This window comes from Suicoccus acidiformans (genome assembly GCF_003546865.1).
GTDB lineage: Bacteria > Bacillota > Bacilli > Lactobacillales > Aerococcaceae > Suicoccus > Suicoccus acidiformans.
Genome location: NZ_CP023434.1, coordinates 1,308,580 through 1,325,251, shown reverse-complemented (window position 1 = coordinate 1,325,251; position 16,672 = coordinate 1,308,580). Strand labels below are relative to the sequence as shown.

Annotated in this window: 16 protein-coding genes and 1 pseudogene; 14 read left to right on the top strand and 3 right to left on the bottom strand. The window is 43.1% G+C overall.

The features are described from left to right. Nucleotides 1-42 precede the first annotated feature (42 nt). The 11 genes from CL176_RS06295 to CL176_RS06250 all read left to right on the top strand — a co-directional run bounded on the left by CL176_RS06295 (nucleotide 43) and on the right by CL176_RS06250 (nucleotide 11,446). A complete protein-coding gene (locus CL176_RS06295) occupies nucleotides 43-255 on the top strand; it encodes a CAT RNA binding domain-containing protein (RefSeq protein WP_162890861.1) in 213 nt (70 codons plus the stop codon). Nucleotides 256-1,117: 862 nt separating this feature from the next. Further along, nucleotides 1,118-2,449: an efflux RND transporter periplasmic adaptor subunit gene (locus CL176_RS06290; RefSeq protein ID WP_118990533.1), complete on the top strand. Its 1,332-nt coding sequence runs from the start codon at nucleotides 1,118-1,120 to the stop codon at nucleotides 2,447-2,449. Further along, a complete protein-coding gene (locus tag CL176_RS06285) occupies nucleotides 2,415-3,179 on the top strand; it encodes an ABC transporter ATP-binding protein (protein ID WP_118990532.1) in 765 nt (254 codons plus the stop codon). The genes CL176_RS06290 and CL176_RS06285 overlap by 35 nt, the downstream gene beginning before the upstream one ends. Beyond that, on the top strand, nucleotides 3,166-4,374 hold the full coding sequence (locus tag CL176_RS06280; RefSeq protein WP_118990531.1) for an ABC transporter permease: 1,209 nt from the start codon (nucleotides 3,166-3,168) through the stop codon (nucleotides 4,372-4,374). The genes CL176_RS06285 and CL176_RS06280 overlap by 14 nt, the downstream gene beginning before the upstream one ends. 277 nt (nucleotides 4,375-4,651) lie before the next feature. Beyond that, nucleotides 4,652-5,194 carry a GNAT family N-acetyltransferase gene (locus tag CL176_RS06275; protein ID WP_118990530.1) on the top strand — a complete coding sequence of 181 codons (543 nt, stop codon included), beginning with the start codon at nucleotides 4,652-4,654 and terminating at the stop codon, nucleotides 5,192-5,194. A gap of 183 nt (nucleotides 5,195-5,377) precedes the next feature. Continuing rightward, nucleotides 5,378-7,474, top strand: a complete 2,097-nt coding sequence (pnp, locus tag CL176_RS06270) for a polyribonucleotide nucleotidyltransferase (RefSeq protein ID WP_118990529.1) — start codon at nucleotides 5,378-5,380, stop codon at nucleotides 7,472-7,474. Between the two features lie 612 nt (nucleotides 7,475-8,086). After that, complete coding sequence (locus CL176_RS06265; RefSeq protein WP_118990528.1) at nucleotides 8,087-8,389, top strand: hypothetical protein; 303 nt, start codon at nucleotides 8,087-8,089, stop codon at nucleotides 8,387-8,389. A 445-nt stretch (nucleotides 8,390-8,834) separates the two neighbouring features. Then, entirely contained in the window at nucleotides 8,835-9,053 is a 219-nt protein-coding gene (locus tag CL176_RS06260) for a hypothetical protein (protein ID WP_118990527.1), read from the top strand. Between the two features lie 132 nt (nucleotides 9,054-9,185). After that, the gene (locus tag CL176_RS06255) at nucleotides 9,186-9,509 is read left to right on the top strand and encodes a hypothetical protein (RefSeq protein ID WP_118990526.1); all 324 of its coding nucleotides are present in this window, start codon (nucleotides 9,186-9,188) and stop codon (nucleotides 9,507-9,509) included. A 125-nt stretch (nucleotides 9,510-9,634) separates the two neighbouring features. Further along, the gene (locus tag CL176_RS12265; protein ID WP_162890860.1) at nucleotides 9,635-9,775 is read left to right on the top strand and encodes a hypothetical protein; all 141 of its coding nucleotides are present in this window, start codon (nucleotides 9,635-9,637) and stop codon (nucleotides 9,773-9,775) included. Between the two features lie 432 nt (nucleotides 9,776-10,207). Further along, nucleotides 10,208-11,446, top strand: a complete 1,239-nt coding sequence (locus tag CL176_RS06250; protein WP_118990525.1) for a DUF1002 domain-containing protein — start codon at nucleotides 10,208-10,210, stop codon at nucleotides 11,444-11,446. A gap of 188 nt (nucleotides 11,447-11,634) precedes the next feature. On the opposite strand, the gene CL176_RS12260 is transcribed toward CL176_RS06250, so the two are convergent. From CL176_RS12260 to CL176_RS06240, 3 genes and pseudogenes are all read right to left on the bottom strand, one after another. Beyond that, a complete protein-coding gene (locus tag CL176_RS12260) occupies nucleotides 11,635-11,775 on the bottom strand; it encodes a hypothetical protein (RefSeq protein WP_162890859.1) in 141 nt (46 codons plus the stop codon). A 509-nt stretch (nucleotides 11,776-12,284) separates the two neighbouring features. After that, nucleotides 12,285-13,723 (bottom strand): annotated as a pseudogene (locus tag CL176_RS06245) (IS3 family transposase). 135 nt (nucleotides 13,724-13,858) lie between these two features. Beyond that, nucleotides 13,859-14,212, bottom strand: a complete 354-nt coding sequence (locus CL176_RS06240; RefSeq protein ID WP_118990524.1) for a HesB/YadR/YfhF family protein — start codon at nucleotides 14,210-14,212, stop codon at nucleotides 13,859-13,861. A gap of 321 nt (nucleotides 14,213-14,533) precedes the next feature. Here CL176_RS06240 and CL176_RS06235 point away from each other — a divergent pair, with 321 nt between their 5' ends. The 3 genes from CL176_RS06235 (at nucleotide 14,534) to CL176_RS12255 (ending at nucleotide 16,531) form a co-directional block, all read left to right on the top strand. Continuing rightward, nucleotides 14,534-15,133 carry a PepSY domain-containing protein gene (locus tag CL176_RS06235; protein WP_118990523.1) on the top strand — a complete coding sequence of 200 codons (600 nt, stop codon included), beginning with the start codon at nucleotides 14,534-14,536 and terminating at the stop codon, nucleotides 15,131-15,133. A 624-nt stretch (nucleotides 15,134-15,757) separates the two neighbouring features. After that, the gene (locus tag CL176_RS06225; RefSeq protein ID WP_118990521.1) at nucleotides 15,758-15,982 is read left to right on the top strand and encodes a winged helix-turn-helix domain-containing protein; all 225 of its coding nucleotides are present in this window, start codon (nucleotides 15,758-15,760) and stop codon (nucleotides 15,980-15,982) included. 354 nt (nucleotides 15,983-16,336) lie between these two features. After that, nucleotides 16,337-16,531 carry a hypothetical protein gene (locus CL176_RS12255; RefSeq protein WP_162890858.1) on the top strand — a complete coding sequence of 65 codons (195 nt, stop codon included), beginning with the start codon at nucleotides 16,337-16,339 and terminating at the stop codon, nucleotides 16,529-16,531. The last annotated feature ends 141 nt before the right edge of the window (nucleotides 16,532-16,672 follow it).

Below are 16,672 nucleotides of genomic sequence, written 5' to 3'. Positions count from 1 at the left end.
TATTTAGGTTTTTTTATTTTTTCTAGAGGAGGAGGCGGTCCAGTGCGAGTCATCCGAGTGTTAAACAATAATGCCATTCAAGCAAGTGGGGATCATCAGGAAGAAGTAGTTGTGATGGGGCGGGTGTTTAGTGGAGAACTGACGTGGTGGAACTGTACCACGCTAGTGAAATTACTCCAGACTACCGTGGTAGGTTTGAACCACGTAAGTGAAGTGGCCGAAGAATATCGTGGTAGACTTGCACCACGCCAGTGAACCCCCTCTAGACTATCGTGGTAAGAGTGCACCACGATAGTCAGAATTAGTCAAAGTGGTATGTCCGCAATCTGTACCTCTTTCACTCAATCAAGCTTAAGGCGCAAACTCTAAATTAAGATAGGGAAGCCACGGCGGACCGTGGCATCAACCTTTATTTGATCCGGGGTGGGTGCTGGACTTTTGTTAGTAAGCTGAACTTTGGATGGGTGGCCTAACTGAATGGAATTGGTACTGAAAGCGGAAGTTTGTATTGTGTTTGCAGGGGGAGAGCGTTTCTTTGGCTTGGTGCAGTAAGTTGATTATCGTGGTAGGTGTCTACCACGCAAGTAAATTGGGCTTAGAATATCGTGGTAGACTTGTACCACGCCAGTGAACCAGCTTCAGACTATCATGGTAGGTTTGTACCACGTAAGTGAACCGACACCAGACTATCGTGGTAAGAGTGCACCACGTAAGTGAACCCCTATAGACTATCGTGGTAAGAGTACACCAAGATAGTCAGAGATGGTCAAAGTGGTATGTCCGCAATCTGTACCTCTTTCACTCAATCAAGCTTAAGGCACAAACACTAAACTAAGATAAGGAAGTCACGGCGGGCCGTGGCATCAACCTTCCTACAAACCCTACACACCTCTTCCAAGAATAGTTCTAATATATAAATCGAACACAATTTTCACATCTTTACCTCAATTTTTGACTCCATTCAACCCCTACTAACTCAACCCACCTCAGTCAATTCTCTGCCACATATAATACTCATCAATTTTCAGTTTTAGGTACTCTTAAAATAAAACGCCTTCTCCTTATTCAGCTATGCTATACTATGTAGGAAATTGATGCGGAAAGTTGAGGAGAGACGATGCAATTAAATCGAAGAATGATGATATATATAGGGACAGCGCTCACAACACTGTTACTGTTACTATTTTTTCTCAAAGGGATATTTTTCCCTGGTAGTAGCAATCCTGCCGATTCTATGCAAGACGGGGTGGCAGACGGAGGAATCGTGCATGAAGTTTTGACGATTCAGGCGCAGGAGCCGATGACGATTAAAGGCAAGGCCCAGTTAACCTCGGATCAGAGCTATTTCTACAATCCTGAATTAGGGGACATCGAGGCGATTATGGTGAAGGATGGCCAACATGTGAAGAAAGGCACAGTCTTATATCGCTACGTGCAAGGGGGCGACTTGGAAGACGAGTTAGAGGATGCCTACCGCCAACAGACTCGGCTGTATAATCAGCGGGTGCGTTTAATTGAGGATTTAGCGGCTCAGACGGGCCAGGCCTATAATTACCAAGGCGATGTGCTGGCTAGTTATTGGGGCGAGGACGGTCAGCAGTACTTCTATGTCAGTGAAACGATTGGTAAAGGGGAGCCGATTACTCAAGGTCAGACCAATCCGGAAGCCGAGGCGCCGTCCAATCCCGGTGAGGGTGAAAGTCCCGAGCGCGGCATTCAAGATCAAGTGCGCGAAGTGAATCAACAAATCGAAGACATCGAAATCAAAATATCACGCCTTATAGAGAAGCAGCGGGGAGAAGTGACGGCTAAATATGATGGCGAAGTCATTCTCGACGAAGCAGGGCGAGATAATGCGGCGGTGCCTTTAGTTCGCATTATTGGCGACCAAGTTGAAGTACGCGGTAGCGTGACAGAATATGAATTCCATACCCTTGGCCAAGATCGGCCGGTGAATTTATACGTCAATGCGGAAGACCGCAATGTCTCAGGAACCATGGTTGACTATGATAAAGTTCCACCAACTCAAGCGGCTCCGACAAGTAAGGAAGATGGTGGTCAGCTAGGGATGGCGGTGCCGGGTGAGCAGTCCAGTCAATATGGCTTTGTCATTGCGCCTGATGAGTATATTCAGCCCGGCTTCAGTGTGGACGTGCAGCTGACCTTGCCTGGCTTTACGGTTCCCGATGAGGCGATTGTCGAGGAAGGTGGCGAGACCTTTGTCTTTCTCTACCGAGATGGTAAAGCTGTCAAAAAGCCTCTCACCTTAAAACAACAAGGCCTCCAACGCATTGCCGAACGCGACTTAGTTGCAGGCGATCAGCTGATTCTTCATCCCTATGATTTACAAGATGGCCAAGAGGTGTCGGTCATGTCACCAGAGACCATGCGCATGATGGAAGGTGAGGTGCTCGATGGAGACGTTAATCAAGGTTCACCAGTTAAATAAATGGTTCCACAATGGGGAACAGCGCCTGCATGTCCTCAAAAATATTTCCTTAGACTTGTATTCCGGGGATTTTGTCTCAGTCATGGGACCTTCCGGATCGGGGAAATCGACGCTTATTAACGTGCTGGGTTTTCTGGATAATGCTTATGAAGGCGAATATCTCTTCATGGGGCAACCCGTCCAAGGCTTAACGGACCGGCAACTGTCTACCTTGCGCAATAAACAAGTGGGCTTTATATTCCAAGAATTTAACTTAATTGCGAATATGAATGTTCGAGAGAATGTGCAATTACCGCTTTTATATGGCGGTGAGTCCGCCCGCAAGGCCTTGCCGAAAGTGGAAGCAGCCCTTAGTAAGGTGGGGATTTTGGATAAGTTGCAGGCGAAGCCGCATGAATTGTCTGGGGGACAGAGGCAAAGGGTGGCGATTGCCCGCGCTTTAATTCACGAACCGCAATTTATTATCGCGGATGAGCCGACCGGGGCGTTGGATACAAAGACGTCACAAGGTATTATGGCTATATTGAAAGGTTTGCATGAGGAGGGGGCGACGATTATTATGGTGACGCATGATCCGAGTCTGCAAGAATATGCTAATCGCCATATTGTCATTATCGATGGGCAAGTCCAGGAAGTCGCCGCCCACGAAAGTGTGCCCTTGATTCAGAATTTCCAGAAAATGCGTACCAGCGAGACTACACAAAGGGGGCTAGCTGATGAGACCGATTGAACTACTCAAAGCTTCTTTTGCAACCTTGCTCATGAATTTACGACGCACCTTCTTAACGATGATTGGTATTATTATCGGTATTGCAGCCGTTATTACAATTCTCAGTATTGGTGCTGGCTTCCAGCAGAAAACACTGAATTCTTTGGCTAAAGATGCCCAAGGACGTCGGAGCCAGGAATTTTTCTTTAATGTCACCCAATATCAGGGAGATTTTACACAACTGACTGCCTTTTCCGATAAGAATATTGCTTATATCGAGGATTTACCAGGAGTGGACGAAGCGTCCCTTATGGGTAGCGATGTGAAGCAAGAGTATATGAATATTAAGTTACATAACCAGCAAAATTACCATATGGTGGGTCTCGAAGATGCCAGTCATGAGCGAATTCTGGCCGGCCGTAATTTGCACAGTGGGGACTCCAAGGCGAAGTTGGCTTATACCATTATTAGCGAGCAAGTAGCGCGGGAATATTTCGGCAGTATTGAAGAAGCTCTGAATCGGGCGCTTTCATTCGATGGCAATGCTTATACGGTAGTGGGAGTTTACCAGCAAGAGCTACCCATGGAGAATCCTTTGGTCATGATGGAAGAGCCTGCCCAAGCGATTATTCCTATGGGCACCTACCAGCGTTACATTCTCGGGGGAGGTTATAACTATGGCATGACCGTTTATTTCACCGACGAAGCCGACATGAAGCAGCTGAGTCGCAATATTGCTGACTACTTGAAAGAAGAAGGCAGTGGCAAAAATAACGGAACCTATGAATACTTTGACCGCACCGAAATGATGGACCAAATTGGCCAGCAACTGCGCATGATTACATACTTCATCGCAGCGATTGCCGGTATTTCCCTTTTTATCGCAGGTGTTGGCGTCATGAATATGATGTATATCTCCGTTTCCGAGCGCACCAAAGAAATCGGTATTCGCCGGGCACTCGGTGCAACCAAAGGCTCCATTCAAGGCCAATTCCTCCTCGAAGGCATTGTTATCACCAGCTTTGGTGGCGTCCTCGGCTACCTCTTCGGCTTACTATGCGCCAGCGTCATTAGCCGCTTCCTGCCTTTTGCAGCCGTCTTCGAAGTGCAGACAGCCTTAGCCAGCGTTCTCATTTCCGTCATCATCGGCGTCATCTTCAGCGTCTTCCCCGCCCGACAAGCCGCCCAGAAGAACGTCGTCGAAATCCTTCGTTAATAAGCCTTCTCCCAAAAGCCAGGAGCTCCCAACGAGCCTCTGGCTTTAGACTTCCTGCAACAACATGGATAATGCACCATGTATACTTAGTTTGGGGCACCAGCCGAAATCCGCCCTCAGTAAAGCTGCTCGAACTAAAGTGTGTGCGAGAAATGTAATATTTTGCCTAATAAGCAAGCATTTGAATATTTCTAACTTTTGAAATTCATATATTTCGCACGCGTAACTTTTGTATCATATACTGGATTTGTGAAGTAACCGAAAGGAAGGATATAAGATGAAATTAAGTAATACAAGACTTTACCTACGTCCCTGGGAGGATGCTGACGCGCCGGCCTTATACCAATTGGCCCGCAATCCGGAGATTGGGCCAAGGGCAGGTTGGCCACCTCACTCAAGTGAAGCTGAAAGTTTAGAGATTATCCAGAATTTCTTTAACAATGAAGGTGCCTTTGCCATTCTTGCCCAAGACAGTCATGAATTGCTTGGCTCGATTGCTTTAAAGGACCAGGAACATTCAACTTTAGCACAGTCACCGACTGAAGGGGAACTTGGCTTTTGGATTGGGCAACCTTTCTGGGGCCATGGCTATGCTGGGGAAGCAGCTAGTTTACTGATTGACGAAGCCTTCAACCAGCGCAAGTTATCAACCATTTGGTGTGCTTATTTCGATGGAAATGCCTCCTCTAAGCGGGTTCAGGAGAAGTTAGGCTTCCATTATGCATTCACGATCCCCGCTTCGCCCGTGCCCATGTTACAAGCATTTCGCACCCGCCACGTTAACCGCCTGGACCAAGCGGACTGGCAACTGCGTTCGTAGTGGGCTAATCTTTGAGCCCAGGAGAAAATCCTTAAGTTTCAATTGATTTGCTGAAATTGCTTGCCATCTATGCTACAATAGTTGCATTAAAATAAAAACAGGTACCGGCTACTATGCAAGTATGTGTTGCTTAATTGAGGCAATAGATATTTGTTTAGTAGACGGTCTAATAAGGAGAGAAATATGGAGAAACAAGTATTTGAAACGACACTCGGTGGCCGTCCACTAAGTGTAGAAATTGGCCAAATGGCCCGCCAAGCCAATGGGGCCGCTTTAATTCGCTATGGGGACACTGTTGTCTTATCAACGGCTGTTGCCTCAAAGAAAGCAACGAGCTTTGACTTCTTCCCACTGACAGTGAACTATGAAGAGAAGATGTACTCGGTTGGGAAAATCCCTGGTGGCTTTATTAAACGGGAAGGCCGTCCTTCAGAAGCAGCAACCTTAACTGCTCGCTTAATTGACCGTCCAATTCGTCCAATGTTCCCAGAAGGCGTGCGCAATGAAATTCAAATCGTTAACACAGTCTTATCGGTCGAACATGACTGTGCGCCTGACGTGACGGCCATGTTTGGTTCGTCCTTAGCCCTTGCTTATTCCGACATTCCTTTTGACGGTCCGATTGCTGGCGTACACGTCGGTCGAGTGAATGGCGAACTGATTATCAACCCAACGCCGGAACAAGCGGAGCAATCTGATATCGACTTAACCGTTGCCGGAACTGCGACAGCTATTAATATGGTTGAAAGTTCTGCTAAAATTGTCAAAGAAGAAGACATGCTCCAAGCACTTCTATTCGGTCATGAAGCCATTAAAGGACTCGTCGCCTTCCAGAATAAGATTGTTGCACAAATTGGTAAAGAGAAATTCGAACTCACTATTAGTGAAACCAATCCAGACATCCAAGCCCAAGTGGACGCAATGTATAAAGAACCGATGATTGACGCGATTCAAACACCAGAGAAGAAAGCTCGTGAAGAAGCGATTGCGGATGTTATGCAAGGGGCCATGGCTTATTTCGAAGAGAAGTATTTAGATGCAGCGGATTTAGCCGACATCTTAAAGTCAGCTAACCAAGCCTTACAAGATTTAGAGAAGAACGAAGTACGTCGCTTAATTACGAAGGAAAATGTGCGTCCAGACGGCCGTAAAGTCGATGAAATTCGACCACTTGCTTCAGAAGTTGGCTTGCTCCCACGGGTTCATGGTTCAGCCTTATTCACACGTGGTCAAACTCAAGCGTTAACTTCCGTTACCTTGGCACCCCTTGGTGAATACCAAGTTATCGATGGACTAGGTACTGAAGAAGGCAAGCGTTTCATCCATCACTACAACTTCCCACCGTATTCCGTTGGGGAAACCGGTCGGATGGGTAGCCCAGGCCGTCGGGAAATTGGTCACGGAGCCCTCGGTGAACGGGCCATGGCACAAGTAATTCCGGAACCAGAAGACTTCCCATACACGATTCGCCTCGTATCAGAGATTCTTGAATCCAACGGCTCCTCTTCGCAAGCCAGTATTACTGCAGGTAGTTTGGCGATGATGGATGCGGGTATTCCAATTAAGGCACCCGTTGCAGGGATTGCGATGGGCCTTGTCATGGACGGAGAAGACTATACTGTCTTAACAGATATTCAGGGCTTAGAAGATGCCCTCGGCGATATGGACTTTAAAGTAGCCGGAACATCCGAAGGAATCACCGCCTTACAAATGGACATCAAAATCCAAGGCATCACTGAACAAATCCTTACCGAAGCCCTTGAACAAGCCAAAAAAGCGCGCTTAGAAATTCTAGACCATATGGCAACAACCCTTGAAGCTCCACGCGAAGAGTTAAGTCCATACGCACCGAAGATTGAAATGATGACCATCGATCCAGACCAAATTAAGGTTGTCATCGGTAAAGGTGGTGAAACCATCAATAAGATTATCGACGAAACCGGCGTTAAGATTGATATTGATGAAGATGGTAATGTATCCATCGCCTCCAGCGACCAAGCGATGATTAACCGCGCCCGCGAAATTATAACAAACTTAACCAAAGTAGTTGAAGTCGGTGAAGTTTATGACGGCGTGGTTAAACGGATTGAGAAATACGGAGCTTTCGTTGAAATCTTACCGAAACAAGACGGACTCCTCCATATTTCAGAATTAGAAAATCACCGCGTGAATAAAGTAGAAGACATCTTAAGCTTGAACGATACAGTAAAAGTCAAAGTTATTGAAATTGATGACCGGGGACGCATTAACTTATCACGCAAAGTGTTATTAGAAGATTAATAAAGCAAATGGGTGAGCAATCACCCATTTTTTTGAACGGAAATTCCCCTTACTTTAACCAACACAAGAAATAAATAATTTACTCCATCATTCAAGAACTTTTTCCTCCAAGGACTTCTAACGTATTTAGGCTTTAACTCGCCAAGACCGCTTCGAAGAGACCCATAGCAGACTCCAGCTCTTGCTTGCAATTCAGAGCCTAAGTCGCTTCACTTCGCTACGCATGTAAGGCTTTAAATTGCTAAAGTAATACCAGGATCACCAGCTACGCTCCAATGCTATGATATACGCCAGATCATCCTGTTTTTACGGGAAAACCTTCCGATTGATTCTATAAATTATTGGTTTATGCAATTTTGTAAATATAAGGTGAGATTTACACTTCAAATAAATATTAATATCATTGAATGCTGGAAATATTTTCTCCATAAAAATGCGGTCGTATCAATGATCAGTCATAATTATATTGATTGAGATGTATCGTATTGGGGGAGTTTCGTTTGAATAAGTGTGACCATTCAGGAAAATTTTATTGAAATAAATACAATTATGGAAAGCTTAAATTTGTAAGAAATGATTTCTAGATTAATTATAATTGAAGAGGTGTTTTCGATGAAATTTCATAAAGGCTATGTGATTCCGGTTCTATTATTACTGAGCCAGCAAAGTCTTGTTCCATCGCAAGCAGCTGAAACTGCACCGGAAATTGTAGATGTTCCACCAGTTAGTGAGGTTGCACCAGCGATTGTGGTGAATGAAACGGTTGCCGATGTGCAGGTTGAAACAGAAATGATTGATAATTCCGAAGTATCTGATTTTTCAGACAATTTAGGGACCGATAGCATAACAAGCGAAGTCTACCCGAATGAATTTACTGAGTTGGAGTCAACTTTGGGTGAAGCAATCTATGCCTAGGTTAACGAACTTCGTGAATTGAATGGCTTAAATACCTTAAAGATTAATTCACAATTATCCAAAGCGGCAACAGAATTGGTTCGGAAAGAGCCTACATCTGAAGCTTCAATACACCTATTCGGAATCCACATCGAAAGGACCAAGCTTTTGCTAAAGAGGTTGGTTATACAAACGGTGTATTTGCAGCCAATCACATCAGTCGAGAGTACAAGATGTCTGAGATTCAATATAAAGGCATTAATAGCATTGCGAGTGATTTGGTTAATCAAATGAATTCTACCGTGTCGGAGATCAAATAGTCGTTAAAGATTTTAGTTTAAAGACGGATATCCAAACCGCTGAAACGATTTTTGAATCCCGCGAAGACGCTATCGCACAAGCAACGCGGTACGCAGAAACTAACCCGGACACGTATTACCACAATGTACAAGTCGGCGATCGTTATATGATTCGTTACGGGGATAGTTCCTTAGCGGCGCTTTGGAAACCGAATGATTTCCGCTTCTTTAAGCAAGAATATGCTGAAAAAATTGCGAAGATCTTCCAAGACCAAGGGAAAGTTTTTGATTATGAGATTGTACCAGATGAGACTGGTTATTATAAAAACAAGACGCATCGGTTAATCTTCCACGATGACCAGAACTTCTTCACCTTGATTCCGTAATACTTATCCTCAGGCAATGCTAGTCCTTCAGGAAAGCAGGGTGGATTCAATAGAGACCTTACCGATATCTTTGGAGAGATTCGTGCTTTACGACCAGTCGAAACAGAGAAATCTGGTTGGAATTTTTCCGGAATGTTTAACCAAGAATTCCAAGCGATTCTGGAGCAATTTTTTGTTGAAAGTCAGCAAAATAATCATCAAAGACAGAATAATTCGCTGATTCAAGTGGTTCAAGCAGAAGGGACAACGGTTTACGCTGCGGGTATCAATCGATCAAGGTCTGAAGTAGCCAGTGGCGCGATTCTCATGGAGTTACCACCAAATATTGTCGTTAGAATTCCTGAATCACAGAGAGGTTTATTGGTTCAAAATCTTGGAAGCTTGCTGGTTGATGTAGAGGCTATTGTTGATTGGTTAAGTAGTGCTGGTTCAGATGACTTGCCGAGCAGCTGCTAGCGCGTTTCAAATATTTCTTTGAGCTTCGCTTTGCCTTCAAGGACATTAGCTAGCAAGCCTTGACAGAACTAGCCCAAGTTGAAGTGATTCTGGAAGGCGATGAGTAGGTCAAAGATATCGTTCAATTGAAGCAAGTGGACGGAGAAATCGTTGAAGAAAGTCTGGCTTATCGCATTGAAGAAGGGAGTGTGGCTGGGCAAACACAACATGTCTTAATTTTTGAAGTCTCAGAGTCTGCCGCATATGGGGTAGAGGTTGAGGCATGATTACAATCTACAACACGCATTATTGCTCTATTGAGGAATGGTGCGTGTTCTTTGCCTTTTGAGAATTTATACAGCGTGAAACTGTGAATGAATGAAATGAATCCGAAGTTCCCTAAATAATATACTTGACATTCAGTTGCCGATTATAAAACACTGTAATATCAGAGTTTTAACTTTACTCAATTGTGTATTAGTAGTTAATCATTATCCACTTCAGAAATTTAGCTAAAAACATAGGATAGTGTATCCGCAATAATTATGGAATAAATTATTTAGAATGCACCGGAAGTAGTTTGTATTTTTTGGGTAATTTCCGATCGATAGAATTTTTCAATATTTATTCGATTATTCGCATCATTTTTCTCAAGAAGGTATGCTATACTAGCTATAAATTGGCACGACAAATTTTTTGCCAAGATTAGGAGGACATCCATGAACATTAGAAATACATTCAAGAAGCTACTGTTGTCGTTTGCGATCTTTAGTCTTTTGGCGCCAGGGCAAGCCTTCGCTAAAGTGTCTCAACTTCAAGGAAAAGAGTACGCTTCGGTGGGTCTGCATGTGACCCATAATAATCAAACCTTCACAGATACAATGAATCGTATCGGAGCCAATGGCGTCAAGCAAGAGAATATTGTGGTCGTTGATGGGAATATGATTCATCGGTATTTAAACGATGGTTCCAATCAAGCAACCCAAGTCTACTCCAGCTCCCATATTAAGTTTAATAATTATGACTCTGGTGTGACGGTGGATATTGTCACGCCCCAGAATATTCAATTGGTTACCCAAGCGACTTACGTCAATGCCGCCATTACTTCCGGTATTCAGAATGCCAACATTACTGTTGGGAGTGAAGTGCCAGTTACGGGAGAAGGCGCGCTGGTAGGAATCTATGCTATTATGGAACGCGAAGGGGTGCTTGAAGCGGAAGATGCTCAAGTGGCTCAAGAAGAGATTACCTTAGTCACGGAAGCGACCAATGAGACTGGTGTTGAAGAGAATGCGATGAACGCCATGATGGCGGATGTGAAAGCCGAAGTTGCCCAACTCGTGCAAGATGGTACCATCAATAACGTCCAAGGCGATCAGACCAATATTGAAGGGGACCAGCATAATACATCTATTAACCAAACGAATATTCAAGGCGACCAGAATAATAATTATGGCACGATTAATAATATCGTCAACGTCGCCATGAACGAATATGGTATTCAATTGCCGGACCGTTTAGTTGAGCAAATTACCCAATACTTAATGCAATATGCGACAACCGAATCAGCCCAATCTCCTGAAACCTTATCCCAATTAGGGGCCTTAGCCAATGATTTGATGAGCCAAGGGGGAAGCTGGTTGAATAACGTATCTAATGAAGCGCAAGCGAAATGGAATGATGAGCAGTTCCAATTACAAGCCCAAGGCTTCTTTGCGAAGTTATCCAATGGTCTCAGCGAATTATTTGGCCAATTAAGTCAATTCTTCAGTAACTTGTTCAATTCTGTTAACGTTGAGGAGTTAAACTTTGAGAATCCATTAACTAATGAAGAGATGAAACAGCCGCGTGAGCAAGCTGCCGAAGTCGAAGAAGCACCACAAGACTTAGCGCCGACCGAAGCACCAACAGACGATGCGACTCAAGACGTCGCCCCTGAAACCGCTCCAGTTCAATAAATTAACGATAAACATGTGCAAACCGGTTAGTTCTATAACAGAGCTAACCGGTTTGCATATGCCTGAGCCTCAATTGGCACATATAATTCTTGAATATACTGGCCTTCATCTATTAAGTTAAAGACTTCGATATCTGCTTAAGCGGCCAATTCGGTTAAATTCGCCAGTCCAAAGCCACGGTTTGCACCTTAGGTGGAATAACCAGCTTCTTTCATCTTCACCACATCCGCCATCTTGGCGTCGGTGGGCTTGGCCACCATAATTAATAAGCGTCCATCCATTTCCGTCATCAGTAAATCGCTCATACTTAACCGCTTCTTTAATGGCATTATCGACAATAATCCCCAACAACCGACTCAATTCCAATCAATGCGCCTGTATGTAGGGCGTTTCTTCAAAGATTTCCAAATGCACCTTCAAGCCCATTTTTTTGGCATAGTTTAACTTCGAATAGAAGATATTGCGCAATTAATAATTTGAAATCAATGACAAGCTCTCCAGATTATGGCCGTCTAGGCTTACGTGTTGTTCTTTATTTCTGCTTTCTAGGCATAATAAAAGCTCCCTTCAATATACTGACCCCAAAAAGTTAGACTAGATTTTATGAAGAGTTACCCCAATAATGGGTAGCTCTTTTTTGTGTTTCTGAAAGATTAATAAAGATATAAAACTTAAGTTGCTTCAAGGTGACCGATTTCGCAAGAATAGAGGAGCTGCTAATTGACCTAACCAAAACATCTCATCAGACATCCAGGCTTGTCAAGAGGAAGAGCGAAGCGGCTCTTGATAAGTCTGGATGGTTTGTGAAACCATTGAGGTTAGGTGATTTGCGACATGTTTAGGCACTTAAAAGTAATTGTTGTTGTCTGTAGTCAACAGGACTTAAATAGCCTAATTTCTCTTTAATCCTATCTTCATTGTAGTAACGAATATAGTCGTGGATAGCTTGTTCCAGTTCCCTACGGCTACGATAAACTTTCCCATAAAACATTTCTTGTTTCATGATGCCGAAGAAGTTCTCCATCGGCGCATTATCTAAACAATTTCCCTTTCGGGACATACTCTGGAAAATCTGATGATCTTTCAATAATTGTTGATAGTCGTTCATCTGATAAGCCCAGCCTTGGTCCGAATGAAAGGTTCGTCTAAATTGGCAATCTTTTGTAGCTTCAACGGCTTCTTCGAAGGCTTCCATCATACTTTCCTTATTAGGTTGTTTTGAGATTTTATAGCTAATGACTTCCAGATTAAACAAGTCAATAAAGGGATCTAAATACAACTTTTTCAATTGATACTGTCCTGAATCATCAGCTTCATAATAATGGAACTCCGTTGTATCCGTCACAATTTTTTGGTGTGGAATAGAACTTGTAAATCTACGATTTAAGCGGTTAGGTGCTTTCTCACCAATATCACCTTGATAGGAGTTGTATTTCCGTGATTTTCGAGTAAATGAGGTCACTTGTAGATTCATTTCTTTCATCAATCGTTGAACTTTTTTCTTATTGACGGTATAACCACGACGACGTAACTCCGCATGAACACGGCGATAACCGTAGTTTTCATGTGCTTGACGAATATCAAGAATTTCTTCTTTTAATGCTTCGTCTTTATTGGGTCTATTCAAACACTCTAATTGATAATAATAGGTTGCCTTAGGAAAATCTAAAGTCTTCAGTATCAGCGTCAAAGAATACTCTGTAGACTCATGGAGATTACGGATGGCCATCACTTCTTGTTGTCGTGTTGCCGCTTGTCTGCTTCCCGCAACCTCCTCAATTCCTTTAAAAATTTATTCTCAATATCTAGCATTTGAATGCGTTCTTCTTGTTCTTTAATGATTTCCTTTAAGGCATCTGGATCACTCGGTAAAGGCGTCTTTTTGGGATTTTGTGGATTCTTTTTCTGTGAATTAGACATGGTAGTTGGCCTCCCTATTGGTCTAGATAAGCCATCAATACCGTCTTCCTTAAAGGCTCGCATCCAATTTGCGATTAAGCTTGGATTATTGATCCCTAATTGGACACCGACTTCGCGATAGCTTAACTCTGTAGTTAAGTACAATTCTATCGCATATAGCTTGGTTTCTAAAGGATAAGACTGTCTTGTTGACTTAACTTGAAGGCCTTCTAAGCCGAAATCTTGATAATTATGGATCCATCGTTTCACTATTGACTGAGCGATTTGATATTTTTTCGCTAAAGTCCTAAATCCGCCTTTTCCAGCTTCGTAGTCAGTAACAATTTGAAGTTTCGTTTCTAAACTATACTTGGTCATAAAAATACCCCCAAAAGTTAGATTTTTTGGTCTAACTTTTGGGGTCGGCTCACAAAGTAGACCTTTTTCATTTTTAGGTGTCTACTTTAAAGGGAGCATATCATATACTGTACGATGCTTTTTGCATAGTTATTGTTAAGGATGGGTTGGGTCAGCAGTAGAAGCACCACTGGCGGCATCGGCCGCTAATTCAGGGTCGTCACTGGTGAAGGTATAAGTTGGGGCATCATCACCAGCTTGGTAATCGATGACTAAGTAATAGTCCCCGAAGAACCAGCGATCTTCTTCTTCAGCAAAGACCAGAATATCCCCCAATTCGGCTGTGGCAATTGGATTAACCGGCTCTTCAATCATAATACCAACTGAATAGTTATCATGCACATTCGTCGATCCGTATACTTTACCATAAATATGTATTCCTTTACCCGGACCTGGGTTCACTTCATCGCGGTAGAAATCAGCAGCAGCTTGCGACATTTCTATTTTCATCCTATGCTTCACTCCTTTACACTTGTCCCTGTTATCATACGTTTTTTGCTAATGATTTACAAGTTTACCGCTTAGGTGAATTTTTGTAAAATTTATATGAATCGCTGTCATATATGGCGAACAAAGCTTATATTTATAGGATTTATAGAAGCACATCATTTGTTTTTATGCTAAATTGAAACTATAATGACAACAATAGCAAAATTATAATAGTGTCAGACTTTAGACTGAGTTGCGCTACTTCAGCTTCAATTCAGTTTCAAGGTTTATACTAGGGTTGTCGTTAGGAAAGACGTAGAAATAGAAAAGGAGAGATTATTTATGAAGAAATTCTTGACTGTTGTTTTATCTAGTTCGCTTTTATTAAGTGGTGTGGTTTATGCTGAGGAAGCTTCAAGTGAATCTGCAGCATCTCAAGCAGAGAGTTCTGAGGAAGTGAGTGAATCAGCAGAAAGCACCGAAGCATCTGAACAAACCGAAGCAAGTAATGTCCAACAAGCTTTCGATGATGCCGTGAAAGCTTTCCAAGAAGCTTATCCTGATGCTGACATTATCGAAATTGATGTAGAATTACTCAATGACGAGACCTTTGAAATAGAATTAGACGGTATCCAAGATACGACTGAGATTGAAGTGACTTACATGAGCCGTGAAGGTAAGATTGTAAGCCAATCCGAGGAAGTAACGAACGATACAGAAGTAGCCTTAGACTTAGACAAAGTTATTAGCATTGATGAAGCAACTGAAATTGCCAATGGTGAAACAGGCTTCACCCAACCAACGAATTGGGTTTTAGATAACCTAGGCAATCAAGTAGAAAAACCAGTTTGGGAAATTGAATATGATCAAGGCTCTGAAGAGGCAGAATTAGAAATTGATGCCTTAACAGGGGAGGTGGTTAAAGTCGAAATCCATGACTAATCCACTGGATATAAATCATAAATTGTTCAATCCGACTGACCGGGAGGTTGGTTGGATTTTTTGGACTTTAGGCTTCCAAGGTGGCAGGATTTGGGGACGATTTTGCTAGAGAATTCATGAATGACAGTATATTAAGTTAGAATGCAAGGGACGGATTTATAGAGGAGGCTATGGGAAGCGAGCGTTAGTTGTTTAAGATGAGCAGGATTTGAACCGGCTATTGACCAAGTATTTAGAGCGTCAATAGTTTCAATTAGATATTGCCTTTGATAGGCAGGAGGCTTGGGTTTATTTAACGAAAGATACGTATGATCCAGTAATCCTGGATACAATGCTACCTTATAAGAATGATTTTGAAATTTTAATACATTTGCGCCAAGCTGTCAGTGATGTTCCGATCTTGTGTTTGACGGCGATGGATTAGTCTGAAGATAATGTTCACGGTTTGAATACAGGCGCGGATGATTATTTGGTCAAGTCCTTTGAATTGGCTGAGTTGACGGTCCGGCTTCACGCATTAGTTCGCTGCCATCATGGACGCTCAGCCAATCAAATAAGCGTAGGCGAATTAATCCTTAACTTGGAAACCAAAAGTGTTAGGCTGACGGCGAAGCGGTATCTTTAATGGCTAAAGAATACCGAATTCTTGAATACTTGCCTTTGAATAAGAATCGGTTTCTATCCAAAGAGCAAATCCAAGACCATGTCTGGGGCTATGCTTATAAAAGTGAATCAAACGTGATTGAAGTATTGATTAAGAATATTCGGCGCAAAAAAGACGGTAACCGGAACACGTCTTTCATTCAAACCAAACGCAACTTAGGAAACGTAATTCATGATGCCTATTAAAAGACATCGCAAACTGCCCATTACTTGGCGGGCAAGTTTTGGTACACTTTTTTATTCTCAGTCTGCTATGCCTTTTGATGGTGGTCTTTTAACCATGTACTAAACGGTATCGCTTCAAAATTACAGCCAAAAACTGCTTAATCAGGTGGAAGAGGTCGTATCAGATTTGACGGATTTCGAAGCCTTTGATGACAAGGTGTACTTACAAACTTATAATATCGAGAATCAATTGCGCTAAGGGGGAAGCTTACCATTAGAAGGTGTATCGCTAGAGCCACAGTTCGGCGCATTCCGAGAAATAAGCGGCCTAAGCCCTATCTTATTTACGAACAAATTCACCCGTTTCGGACGTGGGTGCGGGGGACTGATGCCACTTGGCTATCTCGTTCAGCTTACCCCAGTGTATTATTCTCTGCGGGCTCATTTACCTTCGCCTTTGCATTGCTGGCCCTGCTAGGCGGGCAACGAATTTTGCGCAAGGGCATGCAGCCGATTCGAGATGCGATGACTATCGCGATTGTCATTCGCCAGGTGGGGGATTTAAGATAAAGAATGCTGATGACCACTTCGACTGAAGACTAGATTCATATAATGGTCACTGCCTTAAATGATATATTAGTTTGCTTGGAGCAGACCTCAGAACGGGTAAAGCAATTTTCCCACGCTATCTCGCACGAACTTAGGAAATCC